18 protein-coding genes are annotated in these 17,920 nt (G+C 47.5%); 8 read left to right on the top strand and 10 right to left on the bottom strand.

Annotation, left to right across the window (positions count from 1 at the left end; translation table 11 throughout):
• The first annotated feature begins 75 nt into the window (after positions 1-75).
• A complete protein-coding gene (locus tag NDK19_RS05560; RefSeq protein WP_250630861.1) occupies positions 76-1,710 on the top strand; it encodes an NADP-dependent glyceraldehyde-3-phosphate dehydrogenase in 1,635 nt (544 codons plus the stop codon).
• Here NDK19_RS05560 and NDK19_RS05555 read toward each other — a convergent pair.
• Both NDK19_RS05555 and NDK19_RS05550 read right to left on the bottom strand, forming a co-directional pair.
• A complete protein-coding gene (locus NDK19_RS05555; protein WP_250630860.1) occupies positions 1,700-3,295 on the bottom strand; it encodes a two-component regulator propeller domain-containing protein in 1,596 nt (531 codons plus the stop codon). The two genes, NDK19_RS05560 and NDK19_RS05555, sit on opposite strands and share 11 nt — an antisense overlap.
• A gap of 46 nt (positions 3,296-3,341) precedes the next feature.
• Positions 3,342-4,712 carry an ATP-dependent DNA helicase gene (locus NDK19_RS05550; RefSeq protein ID WP_250630859.1) on the bottom strand — a complete coding sequence of 457 codons (1,371 nt, stop codon included), beginning with the start codon at positions 4,710-4,712 and terminating at the stop codon, positions 3,342-3,344.
• Positions 4,713-4,795: 83 nt separating this feature from the next.
• Here NDK19_RS05550 and NDK19_RS05545 point away from each other — a divergent pair, with 83 nt between their 5' ends.
• Positions 4,796-5,332 (top strand): 3-hydroxyanthranilate 3,4-dioxygenase, encoded by a 537-nt coding sequence (locus tag NDK19_RS05545; RefSeq protein ID WP_250630858.1) that lies wholly within the window; start codon positions 4,796-4,798, stop codon positions 5,330-5,332.
• 74 nt (positions 5,333-5,406) lie between these two features.
• Here NDK19_RS05545 and NDK19_RS05540 read toward each other — a convergent pair whose 3' ends face one another.
• Positions 5,407-5,673 carry a hypothetical protein gene (locus tag NDK19_RS05540; RefSeq protein ID WP_250630857.1) on the bottom strand — a complete coding sequence of 89 codons (267 nt, stop codon included), beginning with the start codon at positions 5,671-5,673 and terminating at the stop codon, positions 5,407-5,409.
• Between the two features lie 174 nt (positions 5,674-5,847).
• Between NDK19_RS05540 and NDK19_RS05535 the strand changes: the two genes are divergently transcribed.
• The 3 genes from NDK19_RS05535 to rnc all read left to right on the top strand — a co-directional run bounded on the left by NDK19_RS05535 (position 5,848) and on the right by rnc (position 8,233).
• Positions 5,848-6,087 (top strand): acyl carrier protein, encoded by a 240-nt coding sequence (locus NDK19_RS05535; protein WP_250630856.1) that lies wholly within the window; start codon positions 5,848-5,850, stop codon positions 6,085-6,087.
• Positions 6,088-6,217: 130 nt separating this feature from the next.
• Complete coding sequence (gene fabF, locus NDK19_RS05530) at positions 6,218-7,474, top strand: beta-ketoacyl-ACP synthase II (RefSeq protein ID WP_250630855.1); 1,257 nt, start codon at positions 6,218-6,220, stop codon at positions 7,472-7,474.
• 12 nt (positions 7,475-7,486) lie between these two features.
• Complete coding sequence (gene rnc / locus NDK19_RS05525; protein ID WP_250630854.1) at positions 7,487-8,233, top strand: ribonuclease III; 747 nt, start codon at positions 7,487-7,489, stop codon at positions 8,231-8,233.
• 93 nt (positions 8,234-8,326) lie between these two features.
• Here rnc and NDK19_RS05520 read toward each other — a convergent pair whose 3' ends face one another.
• From NDK19_RS05520 to rsfS, 3 genes are all read right to left on the bottom strand, one after another.
• Complete coding sequence (locus tag NDK19_RS05520) at positions 8,327-8,950, bottom strand: OmpH family outer membrane protein (protein ID WP_250630853.1); 624 nt, start codon at positions 8,948-8,950, stop codon at positions 8,327-8,329.
• 127 nt (positions 8,951-9,077) lie between these two features.
• Positions 9,078-11,096 (bottom strand): ATP-dependent zinc metalloprotease FtsH, encoded by a 2,019-nt coding sequence (ftsH, locus tag NDK19_RS05515; protein WP_250630852.1) that lies wholly within the window; start codon positions 11,094-11,096, stop codon positions 9,078-9,080.
• Between the two features lie 69 nt (positions 11,097-11,165).
• Positions 11,166-11,573: a ribosome silencing factor gene (gene rsfS / locus NDK19_RS05510; RefSeq protein ID WP_250630851.1), complete on the bottom strand. Its 408-nt coding sequence runs from the start codon at positions 11,571-11,573 to the stop codon at positions 11,166-11,168.
• Positions 11,574-11,644: 71 nt separating this feature from the next.
• Here rsfS and NDK19_RS05505 point away from each other — a divergent pair, with 71 nt between their 5' ends.
• Together NDK19_RS05505 and NDK19_RS05500 are read left to right on the top strand one after the other, a co-directional pair.
• A complete protein-coding gene (locus tag NDK19_RS05505) occupies positions 11,645-12,418 on the top strand; it encodes a biotin--[acetyl-CoA-carboxylase] ligase (protein WP_250630850.1) in 774 nt (257 codons plus the stop codon).
• Positions 12,419-12,491: 73 nt separating this feature from the next.
• Positions 12,492-13,367 carry a patatin-like phospholipase family protein gene (locus tag NDK19_RS05500; RefSeq protein WP_250630849.1) on the top strand — a complete coding sequence of 292 codons (876 nt, stop codon included), beginning with the start codon at positions 12,492-12,494 and terminating at the stop codon, positions 13,365-13,367.
• A gap of 81 nt (positions 13,368-13,448) precedes the next feature.
• Here the strand turns inward: NDK19_RS05500 and NDK19_RS05495 are convergent, their stop codons facing one another.
• The 4 genes from NDK19_RS05495 to rfbB all read right to left on the bottom strand — a co-directional run bounded on the left by NDK19_RS05495 (position 13,449) and on the right by rfbB (position 16,574).
• The gene (locus NDK19_RS05495) at positions 13,449-14,462 is read right to left on the bottom strand and encodes a transaldolase family protein (protein ID WP_250630848.1); all 1,014 of its coding nucleotides are present in this window, start codon (positions 14,460-14,462) and stop codon (positions 13,449-13,451) included.
• A 120-nt stretch (positions 14,463-14,582) separates the two neighbouring features.
• Positions 14,583-15,335 (bottom strand): hypothetical protein, encoded by a 753-nt coding sequence (locus tag NDK19_RS05490; protein ID WP_250630847.1) that lies wholly within the window; start codon positions 15,333-15,335, stop codon positions 14,583-14,585.
• Positions 15,336-15,363: 28 nt separating this feature from the next.
• Positions 15,364-15,558, bottom strand: coding sequence for a hypothetical protein (locus tag NDK19_RS05485; protein WP_250630846.1), 195 nt, complete (start codon positions 15,556-15,558; stop codon positions 15,364-15,366).
• Positions 15,558-16,574, bottom strand: coding sequence for a dTDP-glucose 4,6-dehydratase (rfbB, locus tag NDK19_RS05480; RefSeq protein WP_250630845.1), 1,017 nt, complete (start codon positions 16,572-16,574; stop codon positions 15,558-15,560). Before rfbB ends, NDK19_RS05485 begins: the two co-directional genes overlap by 1 nt.
• Positions 16,575-16,667: 93 nt before the next feature.
• On the opposite strand from rfbB, the gene NDK19_RS05475 reads away from it, so the two are divergent.
• A complete protein-coding gene (locus NDK19_RS05475; protein WP_250630844.1) occupies positions 16,668-17,915 on the top strand; it encodes a hypothetical protein in 1,248 nt (415 codons plus the stop codon).
• Positions 17,916-17,920 lie beyond the last annotated feature (5 nt).

The raw sequence follows: 17,920 nt of genomic DNA, 5'->3' as shown, positions 1-17,920 counted from the left end.
TTGCAACGAAACGCCTATTTTTTGTAATATAGCCAACTAAAACGTTCTGCTTTTGCCATATTATAAATTTTTACTATGAACACTCAACCCTTTGTGGAACAGCTTGGCAGGCTGTTCCCCCATGCGGAAGAAATTCCCGAACAGTTCCGCATCGAACCGTTGCATCAACGTTCTTTTTTGGTAAATGGTCAAATGAAGCCATGGAACGGCACTACGCACGATGTATACTCGCCCGTACATACTCGCACGGCTGACGGCGAGTTGGTGCCTCAACTGATTGGCAGCTATCCGCTGACAGGTGAAACAGAGGCCATGGAAGCGCTGGAAGCTGCCTGTGCGGCCTACAACAACGGCAGAGGACTTTGGCCTACCATGTCGGTAGAGGAGCGCATCCAATGCGTAGAACATTTTACCCGCCTGATGATTGCCCGAAAAGCAGAGGTGGTTAAGTTGCTGATGTGGGAAATAGGTAAATCACATGCAGACTCCGTAAAAGAGTTTGACCGCACCGTAGAGTACATCTACAATACAATAGATGCTCTGAAAGACCTCGACCGCGCCAACTCCCGATTTGTTATTGAACAAGGAATCGTCGGTCAGATACGACGCGCCCCCTTGGGCGTGGTGCTTTGCATGGGGCCTTTCAACTATCCGCTGAACGAAACTTTTACTACGTTGTTGCCCGCCATCATTATGGGCAATGCCGTACTTTTCAAACCGCCTAAATTCGGCACTTTGTTGCATTTTCCGTTGCTGGAAGCATTTAAAGAAGCCTTTCCGCCAGGGGTAGTCAATACAATTTACGGCAGAGGCAATGCGGTAGTACCGGCCTTAATGCAGTCGGGCAAAATCAATGTGCTGACTCTGATTGGCTCGAGCCGCGTAGCCGATTCGCTTAAAAAACAGCACCCGAAAGTAAACCGCCTGAAAGCCATTTTGGGGTTGGATGCCAAAAATGCAGGGGTCGTACTGGAAAATGCCGACTTGGAGTCTGCCGTTAAAGAGTGCATACTGGGGTCTTTATCGTTCAACGGGCAGCGTTGCACAGCTATTAAAGTTATATTCGTCCATCGGAAAATTGCCGACCGTTTCCTCGAGCGTTTTTCCGAAGAGGTAGGCAAACTGAAAATGGGAATGCCTTGGGTAGAAGGTGTAACGCTTACTCCGCTCCCCGAACCGCATAAACCTGCCTATTTGCAGGAATGTATAGATGATGCCATTGCACACGGAGCAAGAGTGATTAACCCTAACGGCGGTACGCATTTCAAATCGCTCTTCTATCCTGCCGTTGTGTATCCCGTAAACAGTGCTATGAAATTGTACCGCGAAGAACAATTCGGCCCTGTGATTCCGGTAATTCCTTTTGATGATGTGGAAGAACCAATCCGCTATCTGGAAGAGTCTGACCACGGGCAGCAGGTAAGCATTTTTGGCACCGATACCGACCAGATTGCGCACCTGATAGACCCCTTGGTAAATCAGGTATGCCGCGTAAATATCAACAGCCAGTGCCAGCGCGGCCCCGATACCTTTCCGTTTACGGGCAGAAAAGACTCAGCCGAAGGAACGCTCTCTGTCAGCGATGCGCTGCGGTCTTTCTCTATCCGCTCGTTAGTTGCCACCAAACTGACCGAAGAAAACAAGCACATTATCAATGAGATTGTGAAAGAACACAAATCTAAATTTTTGGCAACCCGCTTTATTTTATAGAAAGAATTTTCAGCTCCACCCGCATATTGTCGGGGGAGCTTTTATTAACCAATGGTCTCTCGCCCCCGTAGGCTTCCAGCGTGATTCTTTCGGGGGCGATTCCCATGCCAATCAGATAATCGGCAACCATTTGCACCCGATTGAGCGATAATTCGTAGTGTGCTTTTTTAATTTTTTCATATTCCGGATGCGAAGGGTCGGGGTTTTTATCAGAGTGCCCGATAAGTGCAATGTTTACGCCGGGGTTGTCGCGCAGAAAATTCAGAACCAAGTCTGCGCCGCGATAGTCGGTCAGTTTAAAACTGCCTTTGGCAAAGTTGATATTTTGCAACTTGACCAAATCGCCTTTCTTAATGGTTTGATTTTGCAATACGACGGTTTTCTCCTCTACCGGCTCTGCTGTTTTGGCAGGTTTAACCTCGTCCTCGTCTTTGGGTAGCTCTGCCACGATTTTTACCTCTTCTGCCTTCTTCATTTCGGGAGCTTTGATGGTTGGCTGTACGGCAACCTCCTGCAACTTAGCCGATACTACGGGGGCAGTTTCTACTTTTTGCGGTTCAGGCTCGGGCTTCGGTACAATTGGTTCGGGTTCCGGCTGAGCGGCAGCCACTGCCTGCGGCGGAAAACTCAACTGAAACAGTCCTTGGTCGGCAGTTCCAATCCACAATACGCGCCCGTTTTCGCCGCTGCCCAGTGCCATACAAGTGGCGGCGTTGCTGCTGAAAGCGGAATTGTCCCAGTCAAACAGCATCTTTTCGGATTTGGCATAGCGGGCAAGTCCTGTTCCGGCAGCCCATACAATTTTATCCTCCGGGTCAATCAACAGGCTTTTGATGCGGAACAGATTGTCGCGCTGCTGTTTGCCCATAATTTTGAATACTTCGTTGTTGCAATACAGGCGCTGTTTTTTATTGCGCTCCACCACGCTCACGCAAACGTTGCCTTTGCCATCGGCTGTCAAGGCGTTCACATCATCAATCACATCATACAGCGTCCATTGTTTGCCATCCATCGTGCTGATGAGTCCTTGGTCGGTGCCCACCCATTTGATATCTTCCTCATCTACCACTATCGCCCTGATTTTATTGCTGGGCATATATTCTTCGGTGGAAGTATCGTAGCAAAACCATTTGCCGTTGGTATCAATCATCCATACGCCGCCGTTTTCCGTGGCAAGCCACTTGCGCCCGACGCGGTCAATGGCAATGCCGTTGATGTACTGATTTTTATTTTGAAAATTAGGTACGTCAAAATGGCGGATATAATTGCCTTGTTCGTCCAAATGTACCAGTCGCACTTCCGGTTTACTTACGCCTATCCAAAAATGCCCTTGTTCATCTTGCTGAATGGCGCTGATGGTCGTTAGCCATTGGGCTGCTTCCTGTGAAACCTTTTTCCATTCGCCGGCGGCATTGCGCACAACAAGCCCCGCATCTGTACCTACCCAAAGCCTGCCTTGTGTATCGTTGAGTAAGGCATTGACCTTAACGGAGGGCAATTCGGTAGTAAATTGCATAAAAGTTTGCGCCACTGCCTGACCGTAACCAAACAGCACCAACAGCAGCCAATACAAATATTTTTTCATACGACAGGATAGAAAAACCCAACAGTTACAGCGCAAGAACCATGCACTATTCGGGCTTGATGTTTTTTTGGGCGATTAATTGCTCAATAGTATGCACGTCATTGAAAGTTTGCGCAAACCGCTGCACATCGGGGCTGACAATCACATCGCGCATTCTTACTTTCTGACTGAGGGTAATGCCTTCCAGTGTGCGGCAGCGGCTAAGGGCTACATACAACTGCCCTGCCGCAAAAGCCCCCGTACCCAAATTGATATTCACATTGTCAAAAGTAAGCCCCTGACTTTTATGAATGGTAACTGCCCAAGCCAGCCGCAAGGGGTATTGCGTAAAGCTACCGAGCACCTCGGCTGCAATACAATCTTTTTCTTTGTCGTAGGTGTAGCGGATATTTTCCCAAGTAACGCGCGTAACCTCATGCACTTCCCCGTCTTCCAGTACTACCTGAATTACGTCTTTGTCCACGGCATATACCTCACCAATGGTGCCGTTTACCCATCTGCCTTCCGAATCGTTGCGAATAAACATTACCTGCGCACCTACTTTAAGCACCAAGGGCTGGTCGGTCGGGTATAATTTCTGCTCAAACTCCCCCTCGGTGGTCGCCACATATTCAAAGGACTGCCCCGACAAGCGGGCAAGCATCCTCGCATTGATTTGGTCTGCCTGTGCATTGGTTGCGCACAAGGTAATTTGAAAGTGCTGTGGTTCCAGTGGCGAGTGGTTGCCGATATAGCGGAGGTTAAGCTCGGCGAGGTCGTCCCATTCTACCGTGCCCTGCCTGATTCTGTCCAACAAACGGATAAAAGTCATATCGCGCTGCCGATAGACCTGCTGCAATTCAATGGCAGGAAGCCCCATACCGGAAGATGCCATCCGGCGAAAAACCTGTGCATCAAAAAAATACGGCGAATCGTAAAACCGCTCCAGCAGTTCCCTTTCATTTTTAACAGAAGAAACAACGGGGCCTAACTGGAACAAATCGCCAATGAGCAGCACTTGTTTGCCACCAAAAGGCAAAGGGTTGCCCAAATTTCGGCGCAAAGCCACATCCACCGCATCCATCACATCCGCCCGAATCATGCTTACCTCGTCTATGATGAGGGTTTGCATCCGCTTTAGCACCTTGTAGCGCCATGAGTCGGCATGAAACCTGACAATGCCCTTGTCTTCGGGCATCAGCGGGCGCGTGGGCAACTTGAATAAGGAGTGGAGGGTCATACCGCCCACATTCATGGCCGCAATACCCGTAGGTGCAGCTACTACAAACTCTTTATTGATGTGCCTGACCGAATCGCGCAGGAAAGTAGATTTGCCTGTACCGGCCTTGCCCGTCAAAAAGAACGGGTGGTCGGTATGCTTCAGCAGGGTGTGCGCATACGAAAGTTCGCGATTGTGAGGCTCGTCTTGTTTCAACACAGTCTGTTTTGCCCAAAATTAACGGATTTTCTTTTCTTTTATAAAAGGATAGTGTATTTTGCACACCATTAAAATCATGTGTTATGCCTCTTGCCAGACCTTTCAACCTCAAGCAATGGATAGACGAGCACCGTCATCTGCTCAAACCGCCTGTGGGCAATCAGCAAGTTTTTACCGACAATGAAGACTACATTGTTATGGTAGTAGGCGGCCCAAACGCCCGCAAAGATTTTCACTACAACGAAAGTGAGGAGTTCTTTTACCAATTAGAAGGCGATATGAACCTGCGCGTGATAGAAGACGGCAAACCGGTAGATATCCCCATTCGCGAGGGGGAGATTTTTCTGCTGCCGGCGCGTGTACCACATTGCCCACAGCGAAAGCCCAATACAATCGGGTTGGTAATTGAGCGCTACCGCCGCCCGGGAGAAAAAGACGGGTTTCTGTGGTTTTGCGAAAACTGCGGCAATTTGCTCTACGAAGAATATTTTGAACTGACCGATATTGTAAAACAATTGCCGCCACTGATGAATAAGTTTTACGATTCACAGGCGCTTTGCACCTGCAAAAAGTGCGGAACCGTTATGCACCGCCCGATACCGCAACCTGTTGAATCATAAAAGAGAAGGGCTGCCTCAAACAGCCCTTCATATGTTTTCATTATTCACATTCTTCCTTAATAATTGGTCAGTAATTACTTGTCAGCCAAAGCGGCCTCCAAGTCGTCGAGCAATTTTTTGGCAACGGCATTCGGCTTTTTGGCCTTGATTGCTTTGAGCATCTCTAAAGCCTCTGCCCCTACCTCGTACAAACCGACAGGATTTTTATCGGCATTGTAGCTGGTAATCAGGTATTCCAATTTGCTCAGGATACCCTCATACTGTTCTTTACCCAGTTTGAGAAACTTGGCATGTGCTTCACGGCACGCCTTTTCAATGCGTTCACCCGGGATTTTTTCCATTTTGTTTGTGAGTTAAGTGAGTGAAAAACTTCTGTACAAATTTAAAAACAAGCCCGCTAATTATTCTGCAACACTGCCCCCGAAAAAGATGCAAGCATATTCTTTGTGTTTTGTTTGACTTTAACAATCAAAATAACTTTATTTGCGCAGATTTTCTCTAAATCAGATACTAACATGTCAGAAATTGCTCAAAAAGTAAAAGCTATCATTGTTGATAAGCTGAATGTCGATGAGTCAGAAGTTACGCCGGAAGCAAGCTTCACTAACGATTTGGGTGCGGACTCATTAGATACCGTAGAGTTGATCATGGAATTTGAGAAAGAATTTAACATTTCTATCCCCGACGATCAAGCTGAAAACATCGCTACCGTAGGTCAAGCCATTGCCTATTTGGAGCAGAATACAAAAAAATAACCTCTACCGAACAAAGTATTGGTCATAGGCAACAGGTTTTGGGCTGAATTTCCCTGACCTGTTGCCTGTTTTGTATCGTACATGTGCGTTTTAAGTCAGGAGCGTAATTTTGTCCAAAAATTCACTACCCATGAAACCCAGAAGAGTTGTAGTTACCGGCCTTGGCGCTGTTACTCCTATTGGTAATACCGTAGCCGAATATTGGGATGGCCTTGCCAAAGGTATCAGCGGCGCTGCCCCCATCACCCGATTCGATACGGAAAAGTTTAAAACCAAATTTGCCTGCGAGGTAAAAGGTTTTGACCCGTTATTATACCTCGATAAAAAGGAAGTGCGCAAATACGACCTGTTTGCGCAATTTGCCACTGCTGTTTCAGACCAAGCAATGGCAGATGCCGGTATAGACATGGAAAAAGAAAACCGTTATCGCGCCGGTGTTATCTGGGGTTCAGGTATAGGAGGAATCAACGCCATTCAGGAAGAATTACGCACTTATTTTTTGGAGTATCAAGGCACTCCCCGATTCAGTCCGTTCTTCATCACTCGGATGATTATTGACATATGCGCCGGGCATATTTCTATGAAATACGGACTGCGCGGGCCAAATTTTGCTACGGTTTCGGCTTGTGCGTCTGCCTCCAACGCCATTGTTGATGCTTTTAACTATATCCGCTGGAATAAGGCTGACATCATGGTTACGGGAGGCTCCGAAGCCGCTATCAACGAGTGCGGCATGGGTGGTTTTAATTCCATGAAAGCACTTTCCGAACGCAATGACTCCCCGCAAACTGCTTCCCGCCCATTTGACAAAGACCGCGACGGTTTTGTGATGGGAGAAGGCGGTGCTTGCCTCATTCTGGAAGAACTTGAACACGCCCTCAACCGCGGAGCAAAAATATATGCCGAAATTGTAGGAGGCGGCATGACGGCCGATGCCTACCATATTACCGCTCCGCATCCGGAAGGGTTAGGCGCAGAAACCGTCATGCGCAATGCACTGGAAGATGCGGGTTTGAGCGCCACAGACGTGGACTACATCAACGTTCACGGCACTTCTACGCCATTGGGCGACGTTAGCGAAACGCTGGCCATCCAAAAAGTATTTGGTGAACATGCATACAAACTCAATATCAGTTCTACCAAATCTATGACCGGCCACCTGCTGGGGGCTGCCGGTGCGGTGGAAGCATTGGCGTGTATCTATGCCATTCAACACCAGAACATTCCACCAACCATTAACCATTTTACAGATGACGAACAGTTTGACCCTCGTCTGAACTTCACATTCAATCAGGCACAGGCGCGCAAAGTAGATGTTGCACTCAGCAACACCTTTGGATTTGGCGGGCACAACTGTTCGCTGATTCTTAAACGTTATCAGGCATAATCAGGCATACATTTGAGTAGTTTTTTAAGGCATATCAGTAACTGGTTCAGGGCCTACTCGTCGGAAGATAAAGTGCTGTTGAAAGCCATTCAACAGATTACAGGCAATAAGCCCTCCAATCTGCAACTCTACAAACTTGCCCTGATTCACAGCTCGGTGGCAAAGGAGATGCGCGACGGCTACCGCGAATCTAACGAACGCCTCGAGTATTTAGGCGATGCCATACTGGGGGCAGTAGTTGCCGAGTATCTGTTTAAAAAATATCCGTATAGGGATGAGGGGTTTCTCACCGAAATTCGCTCGCGAATTGTCAGCCGCGAATCTCTGAATTTGCTTGCCCGCAAAATCGGCCTTGACAACTTGGTTGTGTACGATGCCAAGCGCAGCAAATCCTCTCCGCAATCGTTTAAATATTTGTACGGAGATGCGATGGAGGCATTCGTAGGGGCTGTATTTTTAGACAAAGGCTTTCATTTTTGTAGGCGGTTTATCATAGAAAAATTATTGGGCAACCATTTTGATATGGACGAGGTGGTTGAAACCGATACCAACTACAAAAGCCGCCTGATAGAATGGGCACAGCGCAATAATAAACAAGTGCGTTTTGAATTGCTATCGGAGCGTGCACACGGCTCACACCGTCAGTTCAAAGTGCAGGTAATTTTGGATGGTGAAGAGGTTTCACGCGGCAACGGTTACAGCAAGAAAAAAGCCGAGCAAGATGCCGCCCGCAAAGCCTGTGAACAATTTGCCATTTGACAGAAATCTGCGGATTTCTACTACCGTGTGAAATAAGAACGCCTGCTTGGATAGCACCAAAGCAGGCGTTCTTATTTGATGTAAGCTATTGAATTACTTTTTGTTGCTTTCTACCGGTTTAGCCGATTTTGCATAACGTTCGTTCAGGCCTTTCAGAATATCGTTGGTAACATCTAATTTATCATTGGCCAGCAAAATACCGCCGCCTTTGGTATAACCAAAGATATACTGATATTTTTTATCCTTGTTGTATTCTTTCAGGTAAGCCATCAAGCTGTCGTACAGGCGGTTATTCAGCACTTTTTCTTCCTCCATCAGGCCTGCCATGATAGTTTCACGGTAGGCAATCAGTTCCTGCTCTTTCTGACCCAGTGTTTGCTGAGCTTCTTTGATTTGGTTGTTGGTCATCAAACCTGCCTGAATACGCTTCTCTACGCTGCTGGCTTCCTGCTGCAAAGACTGACCACGTGAGATTAACTGCCGTTCGGCTTTGCCTTTTTTTTCTGCCAACTCATTTTGCATGTCTTCAAAAAACTTGTAGTTGCTCAGCAATGAGTCGGTATTGATATAGGCTATCATGGCTCCACCCTGTCCTTCGCCTGCAACAGGAGTTGAATGAGTGCCGGATTCTTTACCGGAAAAATGCAGATAATACAAAAATGCAACTGCAACAGCTAATACGATATTGAGTATAAGAGATAAAGAGTTGTTATTCACGCGAAATGCAGATTTAAGGTGATACAAAATTTTAGCGGACAAATATATGCAAAACAATGAGCATCAAAAAAGGGAGCTGCCATATAAAGCTCCCTTTTTAACCTGTAAACAGACGAGGTATATCCGATTAAACTTCGCTTTCCACATTTGCACTGCCGGTAGTAGCAGATTCGGACGTTTGTGGAGAGCTTTGCGTATAGGCTTCGTAGGTTGTTTGATGTGCAAAAGGACGTTTGCCAATCAACCGCTCAATGTCATTCTGGAAAATAATTTCCTTGGAAAGGAGTTCCTGGGCTATTACTTCAAGTTCGTGGCGCTTACTAATGAGTAGGTTTTTGGTGCGTTGATACGCTCCATCCACCAATTTTTTCACCTCGTCGTCAATCAGTTTTGCGGTTGATTCGGAGTAAGGCTTTTCAAACATGTAATCGGAGCGCTTAGAGTCGTAAAACGATATATTCCCGATTTTATCGTTCATGCCATAAACGGAAACCATGCTGTAAGCCATTTTGGTTACGCGTTCCAAGTCGCTGAGTGCTCCTGTAGAAATTTTACCGAACACTACATCTTCCGCAGCTCTTCCGCCCAGCGTCATACACATTTCGTCAATCAGTTGCTCGGTTGTGTAGAGGAACTGTTCTTTGGGCAGGTATTGCGCATAGCCCAGTGCTGCTACGCCACGCGGCACAATGCTTACTTTTACCAACGGGTCGGCATGTTCCAAAAACCAGCCGGCAATGGCGTGCCCTGCTTCGTGGTAGGCAACAATTTTCTTTTCTTCGGGTGAAATGATTTTGTTTTTCTTCTCCAAGCCTCCAATCACGCGGTCAATGGCATCTTGGAAGTCTTTCATTTCAATTTTCTTCTTATCGTGGCGTGCAGCAATCAGAGCGGCTTCGTTGCAAACGTTGGCAATTTCCGCACCTGCAAAACCCGGAGTTTGCGCAGCAAGTTTTTTGATATCCACATCTTCCCCAAGTTTCAACGGTTTCATGTGTACGCGGAAAATAGCTTCGCGGCCAATGATGTCGGGCTTGTCCACGCTGATTTGACGGTCGAAGCGACCGGGGCGCAGCAATGCACTGTCCAATACGTCGGGGCGGTTAGTAGCAGCCAAAATGATAACACCGGAGTCTGTTCCGAAACCGTCCATTTCAACCAGCAGCGAGTTTAAGGTATTTTCGCGTTCATCGTTAGCCCCCGGCATGGCACCCTTGCCGCGCGAGCGACCGATGGCGTCTATTTCGTCGATGAATACTATGCAGGGGGCTTTTTCCTTGGCCTGTTTGAAAAGGTCGCGTACACGGGCAGCACCCACACCAACAAACATTTCTACGAAGTCGGAACCGGAAAGGCTGAAGAAGGGAACGCCTGCCTCTCCTGCCACAGCTTTGGCAAGCAGGGTTTTACCTGTTCCAGGAGGGCCTACCAGCAAACACCCTTTGGGTATTTTGCCTCCCAAGTTGGTGTATTTGGCAGGGTTTTTCAGAAAATCTACAATTTCTTCTACTTCCTGTTTGGCTTCATCTAGACCTGCTACATCGGCGAAAGTAACTTTCACTTTGTTTTCCGCATCAAACAGGGCTGCACGCGACTTGCCGATGTTGAAAATCTGTCCGCCGGGGCCTGCGCCTGTCATACGACGCATGAGGAAGTAAAACCCGAAAACGAGCAGAAACAGGAAGCCCCATGTCCAAAACAGATTGGTAAAATCCGGCCTGTCGTTATCGGTGGAGTATTCCAGTCGCTTGTCGCGCGGGATGTCTTTTTGGATTTCGTCCAAATCGTTCAGAAATTTTTCATCGGAAGCGATGTTGAACTTGTAATGAGGCCCTTGCATGAGTGCCATAGGGCTGCGTTGGGCGAACTCTTCCCTGTATTCGGGCTTGTTGAGTGCCTCAACGGTCAGATACACTTCTACAAAGCGTTTATTAACGATGATGATATTCTTAACATCGCCCGCAGCGAGCATTTGCTCAAATCGCTTTTGCGTAATGCTGATAGTAGGAACTGCCCTGTTGAAATAGTACAAAGAAGAGACTACACCAATAATGAGAATAAGCAACCATATTTGGTAGTTATTTTTCGGCGTAGGTCTTGGAATGATTGGGGGTTTCTTCTGATTATTATCCTGATTATTTGCCATTGTCTCAAATGCCTCAAAAGGTGTGGCTGTTATGCCGAATAAACAAACATAAAAAGGTGAATGTTTCAATTAGGAATGTGAGGGGGAAAACGCTGAATTTTCTACGTGGATGGTTTCAGCATCGCCCCACAATTCTTCCAAACCATAAAACTGTCTCCTGTCTTTTTTAAAAATATGGGCTACCACATTCACGTAATCCAGCAAAATCCACTCGCGATTGGCTTTGCCTTCTTTTTGCCAAGGCCATTCGCCTAAGTGTTTGTGCACCTGTTCTTCCACCGAGTTCATCAGGGCTTCTACCTGTGTGTCGGAATTACCGGAACAGATTACAAAAAAATCAGTTACCGCATTTTTGGCTTTTCGCAGATCCATAATCACTACGTCTATGCCTTTTTTTTCTAACATGCCTTCAGCAATGATTCGGCTTAACATTTCCGCATCGGCTTGTTTCTTTTTTGCTTGGATTCCTTGTGTCATGCAGTAGTTGAGGAGGTACTTGTTACTACGGTTGATTTAACTTTGCGTTTATACAAAAATACATTTTTTTCTTGTACAAAATTGTTGCTGATACCTTATTCACGGGTAAAAAAGTCGTTCACCTGCCAACTTGTCAGTCTACTAATGACACAGCGGCAGAGTTTATACAGTCCGGCCGTGCCATCGCCGGCACGGTAATTATTGCTGACAGTCAGACCAAAGGCAGGGGGCAGCGCGGCAACAGTTGGCAGGCGGCTCCCGGGTTAAATCTGACTTTGTCGCTCATATGGTCGCCTTCGTTTATCGGTGCTGCCGATTCTTTTGTGCTGAATATGGCTGTTTCGCTTGCCATAGCCGAAACAGTTGCTCATTTTCTGCCCGATGCGGCAGTAGCCGTTAAGTGGCCTAATGATATTTATGCGGACGGGCAGAAAATATGCGGCACTTTGATTGAAAACACTTTGCAAGGTGCGCAAATTCGTTACAGCATTGTTGGCATTGGCCTGAATGTAAACCAGACTGATTTTAACGGGATAGTTGCCACTTCCTTGAAGTTGGTTTCGGGGCAGCAACAATCGCTGCCCGAAGTGTTTGATTTTTTGATGCGTCAATTAGAAAAGCGTTATTTACAGTTGCAAACACAAGGCAACGTACCCATCAGGCTGGCCTACCTGAACAGGCTATATCGCAGGGGGCAACCCGCCGCTTACACCGATTTGCGGAATGATGTGCCTGTTATTTTTGAAGGCATTATTGAAGATATTGATACGGCAGGCCGCTTGTTGGTGCGCACGCAAAACAGCATAGAAACTTTTGACCTGAAACAAATTCAGTTCAACGCCTAATGTTTGTACATCTTTTGTACGGCTGTTTGCGTATGTATTTCGGTTGTGCATTTAATAAACTGCCGTATAAGGAATGAAAAGAAATGTAGCTTTAGTATTGTCCAGTGGCGGCTCACGCGGGCTGGCTCATGCAGGGGTCATTCAGGCGCTCGAGGCGCAGGGTTTTCATATCTCATCGGTAGCAGGGTCTTCCATTGGGGCTGTTATTGGCGGCTTGTATGCCATGGGGCAACTGGATGCCTACACCGAATGGATTAAAAGACTCAACAAACGCGACATTTGGGGGTTAATGGACTTTACACTTGCGCCGCACGGCCTGATTAAGGGAGAAAAAGTTTTTGAAAAGATGAAAACTTTTATCCCCGATATGCTCATAGAAGACATGCGGATTCCATATACTGCCGTAGCAACAGATATCCTCAACGAGCGGGAAGTTGTTTTTAACAAGGGCAGTTTTTACGATGCCGCGCGTGCTTCTATTGCCATTCCGGCGGTAATTACGCCCGTCAGGCACGATGATACATTTTTGATTGACGGCGGTGTGCTCAATCCCGTTCCGATAGATTTTGTTCACCGAACCGGTGATGATCTGTTGGTTGTGGTGAATCTGTACGGAGAGCCAACGGCCAAAGTGCCTAAAAAATTATTACCCGAGCCCCCGGAAAACGAAGGCACAAACAATTTCAGCTTGAACGGTTTGTTCAGCAGGCTTTCAAGGCTGGCTTCTTCTGCCGACAAGCAGAGTATCGGTTACTATTCGCTGATTTCTGCCTCGTCTTCGGCAATGGTGCGGCGCATGGCACAACTGACCATAGAGCGCCACCAGCCCGATATTGTGATTGATGTGCCGGCAGATTCGGCAGGCACTTTTGAGTTTTTCAAAGCCACTGAACTCATTGAACTCGGCAAAGAACTTGCCTTTGAGGCCATCGGAGCGTTTGTGCAGTAAATTGCCGAGGCAATAAAAAAATCCTGACGAGCGCTGTGCCTGTCAGGATTTTTTATGCAATTTTTTTACTTATTGCGCGGCTTAGCTCAGTTTTACGATGTCCTGAACATCAATCATGCCGACCGCCGTGTTGCCATTGGCTACTACGATGGTATCTACTTTGCTTTTCTTGAAAAGCTCGGAAGCCTCAAACAGGAGGGCATCGGCCTGAATGGTAACGGGTTGTTTAAAGGTCAGTTCACCCATTTTCTTGTGCAAAATAGCCTCGCCGTGTTCCAGATTGCGGCGCAGGTCGCCATCGGTAAACACTCCTTTTACGGTGCCATCGGCCTCAACAACCGTTACTGCTCCAAATCCGGCCTTGGTCATCACCACAATGGCCTCCATCACCGAATGATGTGCCTGTACTACCGGATTTTCGCTGCTCATCACATCTTTCACACGCATGGTCATCAGTTTGGTATGTTCAATGAACTGCTGTGTGCCAATGGTTGTGAAGTTATTTTCGGTGAGCGATTTCATCACTTTCCATGGAACGGTGCAAGTGTGTACGCCTAAGTTAATTGCATTGCGAACGTGCTCGGCATGGCGCACGGAAGAGAACATGATTTTAGAGTCGTAGCCGTAATAATTGACGGCCTCTACGCACTGTTCTACCAGCGCCAGCGCATCATGTCCTTGGTCTTGCAGGCGACCTACGAGCGGGCAAACGTAAGTTGCGCCGGCAGCCATTGCCATATAGGCCTGTTGCAACGTATAAACCAAGTGGATATTGACCATAATACCTTCGTTTGAAAGGCGTTTGCAAGCCGTTACACCTTCCAAAGACACAGGTATTTTAAACACTGTTTTCTTAGGGTCTAAACCAATGCCAATCAGTCGTTTGGCTTCGTTGTAAATAGCGTCTGCCGTTTCACCGAGTGCTTCTACTTGCAAAACGGGCACCATTTGCGCCAGTTTCAGGATTGTACCGTCAATATCGGTAATGCCCTCGCGGTGCATGAAGGTAGGCGTAGTGGTCAGACCTGCCACAAAACCGAGCTTCATAGCCTGCTCAATTTCCTTGATATCAACCGAATCTAAATAAAGTTCCATGCCGGTAAGCTAAATAATTGATTGTCATATAAAAATGCGGCTGCAAAGTTATGCCGAAATATGTGGCTGCCAAATATTCGGGCAAATAAACCCTGCAATTCGGATACGGACAACATCGGCTTATTGCTGCATGTTTTTGCGAAAATTTTGCTGTGGCAACTCTTTTTCGGCTTCCTTGCGAATGGTTCCGTCGGGTTGGATGCGGTAGATTTTTTCTTTGCCGGAGCGCGTGATGTCAGCATGGCCATCTTCGCCGTACTCTCCCGACTCATTGAGTTCGCTGATGCTGATTGCTTGTGCAGGACTGATAACAGCGGTTTGGAGCGTACTGCCAAAAGCAGGAGGGTCGCCGCCGCTGCTGCGTTCCGCAATCAGCAAAGACTGAATAGGCTTCCCTTCGGGCGTGCAGGTAAGCAGCACCACTGCCTGTCCGGCACTGTAAGGGTCGGCCTCATAGCTTTGGAAATCAATCAGTACGGTAAGGGCAACGACCTGTTCGCTGACTTTCCATTGATTGAGGGCATAGGCCTTCACTTTTACCAATTCGCCGATGTCAAAAGTCGGGTTTGGATTGGCTTTGTACAGCGAATCCAAATACAAAAAGCGGCTGAGATAATAAGCCCCACCTTCATACGCTACCGCTTCGGTTACGTTGCGAAACAGCAGTGCGGCGGTTTCGGCCGCGATAGGCTTTTCCGTTCGGTTCATCAACAGCGTATCGGCGGTGTAGGGCAAATTTGCCTGCACAAAGTCGGCTAATGCAGATGTTGCAGCTTCCGATATTGCAGCCTCTGATGACGTGCTTTCTTTGGGAGCACAGGCAACACTTGCCAGCAACAAGCAAGCGCCGAGCAGATGCGGGAATACTTTCATAGGTTGTATGGTCTGATAAATGATGAACTTATTTTTTCAGTTGGTATTTCCGCCGCACCTGATTGATTTGATACAACTTCTGTGCAACAAAACTTTTGGGGTGCACCTGTGCAAATAATTGCATCCACTCGGCAAAAAGTTGCTGTTCGGCATGAGCCAGTGCTTCGCCGTCTATATTCTTACTTGCCAGAAACCGAATAAACTCTTTGCGGAGTTCTTCCATTACGATGCAGTGTACTTTTTCAGGTACCAAGCTACGGTCTTTTCTATACCTGTGTCAAAGTTTTCATCGGCACGCCAACCAAGTTCATTTTCTAACTTGGATGCATCTATGGCATAGCGGCGGTCGTGTCCGGCGCGGTCTTTCACAAAGGAGATAAACTGCTTGTATGAGCCTGAGGCCAGCGGTTTCATGCGGTCTAAAATTTCGCAGATGGTATGAACAACCTGCAAATTGGTGCGCTCGTTTCTGCCGCCGATGTTGTAGGTTTCGCCTGCTCTGCCTTTGTGGTAGGCAAGTGCAATCCCTTTGCAGTGGTCTAATACATACAGCCAGTCGCGAACATTTAGCCCGTCGCCGTAGATAGGGATGGGCTGATGCTGCAATGCTTTGCGGATAATGACAGGAATGAGCTTTTCGTCATGCTGCTTTGGGCCGTAGTTATTGGAACAGTTGGTCGTAACGCAGTTCAGGCCATAGGTGTGGAAATAGCTCCGCACAATCATATCGCTGGCTGCCTTAGAAGCACTGTACGGGCTGTTGGGGGCATACGGCGTTGTTTCCGTAAACAAACCGGTTGCTCCAAGCGTTCCATACACTTCATCGGTAGAAACGTGGTGGAATCGGCAGTTCAAATAATCTGCCTTGTACTGAAAAGGAGCATCCATCCAATAGCGACGGGCAACGTCTATCAGGGTAAAAGTGCCGTTTACATTGGTGCGGATAAATGCCTCCGGCCCTGCAATGGAGTTATCTACGTGGCTCTCGGCGGCAAAGTGTATCACGCCGCGGATATCGTACTCGCGGAAAATAAACTCCACCAGTTCACGATTGCAGATATCGCCTTTGATGAACTTATAGCGCGGATGCCCCGCCAATTCCTGTAAGTTATTAAGGTTGCCGGCATAGGTGAGTAAGTCCAGATTAACGACAAAGTAGTTAGGATTTTCAGCCAGAAAGTACGGTAAGAAATTAGCGCCAATAAAACCTGCGCCGCCTGTTACGAGAATGTTTTGCATAGGTTAGTGAAATAGCGTACAAATATAAGTGGTGCGCCTTGTTTTTATGCAAAGCTTTGTAAATTAGCTTTTTGACTGTTAGCCTCTATTTTTATGAACACCACCCCACCTGAAACCGATAAACCGGAAGAGCCCGACAACCAGACTGTAGATACAGTTGCTTCGGATGAGGCAACCACAACACCCGAAAAGGAGACCACCACTGCGCCGATTGCAGAAGGCGACATAGAGCCCATCGGCTTGGAATTGCCCAAGGCCATTCAGGCACAGATACAATGGGCTACGGAAGAAGCCAATATTTTGCTGGAATACGCCATTCAGAAAGGCATTGAAATCAGCGATGATACCCTGAATACGATTACCCGCGCCAAATATACTACCGATTGGAATGCGGAAAGCGAAGCTGCTTTTTGGAAAGCCTACCGCGAAATGTCTATTGCCGTGCGCCCTGCAACGGTGAATAGCATCAAAGCCGGCAAAAGGTTCTATGGCCAGAAAATCTCTACATGGATTAAGTTGCTGACGGGCAGATGGTCGCAACAGACGATGGCTGAATCGCGCATTGCCGTTTTGCGCTATCGGGCGGTGGCTGTTATCATCCTGCTGGTTATCATTATTGCACAGATTTACTCGTTTACGGGCAGCGAACTGACCAAAGAAAATAAAGCCTTGCGGATACAGTTTGACTCGCTGCTTTTCAAAAGTTGGGCTATGCAGGCGGGGGCTGTCCCCACCAATGCGGACAGTAGCGCCATGCTAAGCACAACCTATCAACTCAACTACAACATCGGCAAGATGCAAACCATGCTGGAAGCCAATTTTAACTACATGATTAATTGGCATAAATGGTGGACACGTGCCGTTACTTTGGGATTTTACACCCCGAACATTGAGCGCGACACTGCGGCAATTATAGAAATCGGCTGGGCTGCACCCGATGAAAACTTTAACCGCTATCGTCCGTTGGCGCGCATGGCCTATTCGGTAGGGTTTCCGCTGCAAGTAGTGAATATGTACCTGCTGCCGCTACTTTACGGCATGATGGGGGCATGTGCCTATGTGCTGCGCGAAATTTCCAAAGAAGTGCAAAGCATGACCTACTCCAACGATGATGCGGTAAACTACAACCTGCGAATTCAGTTAGGCGCACTTTCGGGGCTTGTGGTGGGCTGGTTTCTCACACCGGCAGGCGGTACGGCCGACGATATATTCAGCGTATACAACTTAGGCCCGTTTGCACTATCTTTCCTGTCGGGATACAGCATTGAGTTGGTATTCTCGGCAATGGACAGGTTCATTGCCGCATTTTCCAATAAAACAGCTAATAACAGTAACTCCTGATTGCA

This window comes from Rhodoflexus caldus, assembly GCF_021206925.1.
GTDB classification, from domain to species: Bacteria; Bacteroidota; Bacteroidia; order Cytophagales; family Thermoflexibacteraceae; genus Rhodoflexus; species Rhodoflexus caldus.
This window is presented reverse-complemented; position numbering and strand designations above follow the sequence as displayed.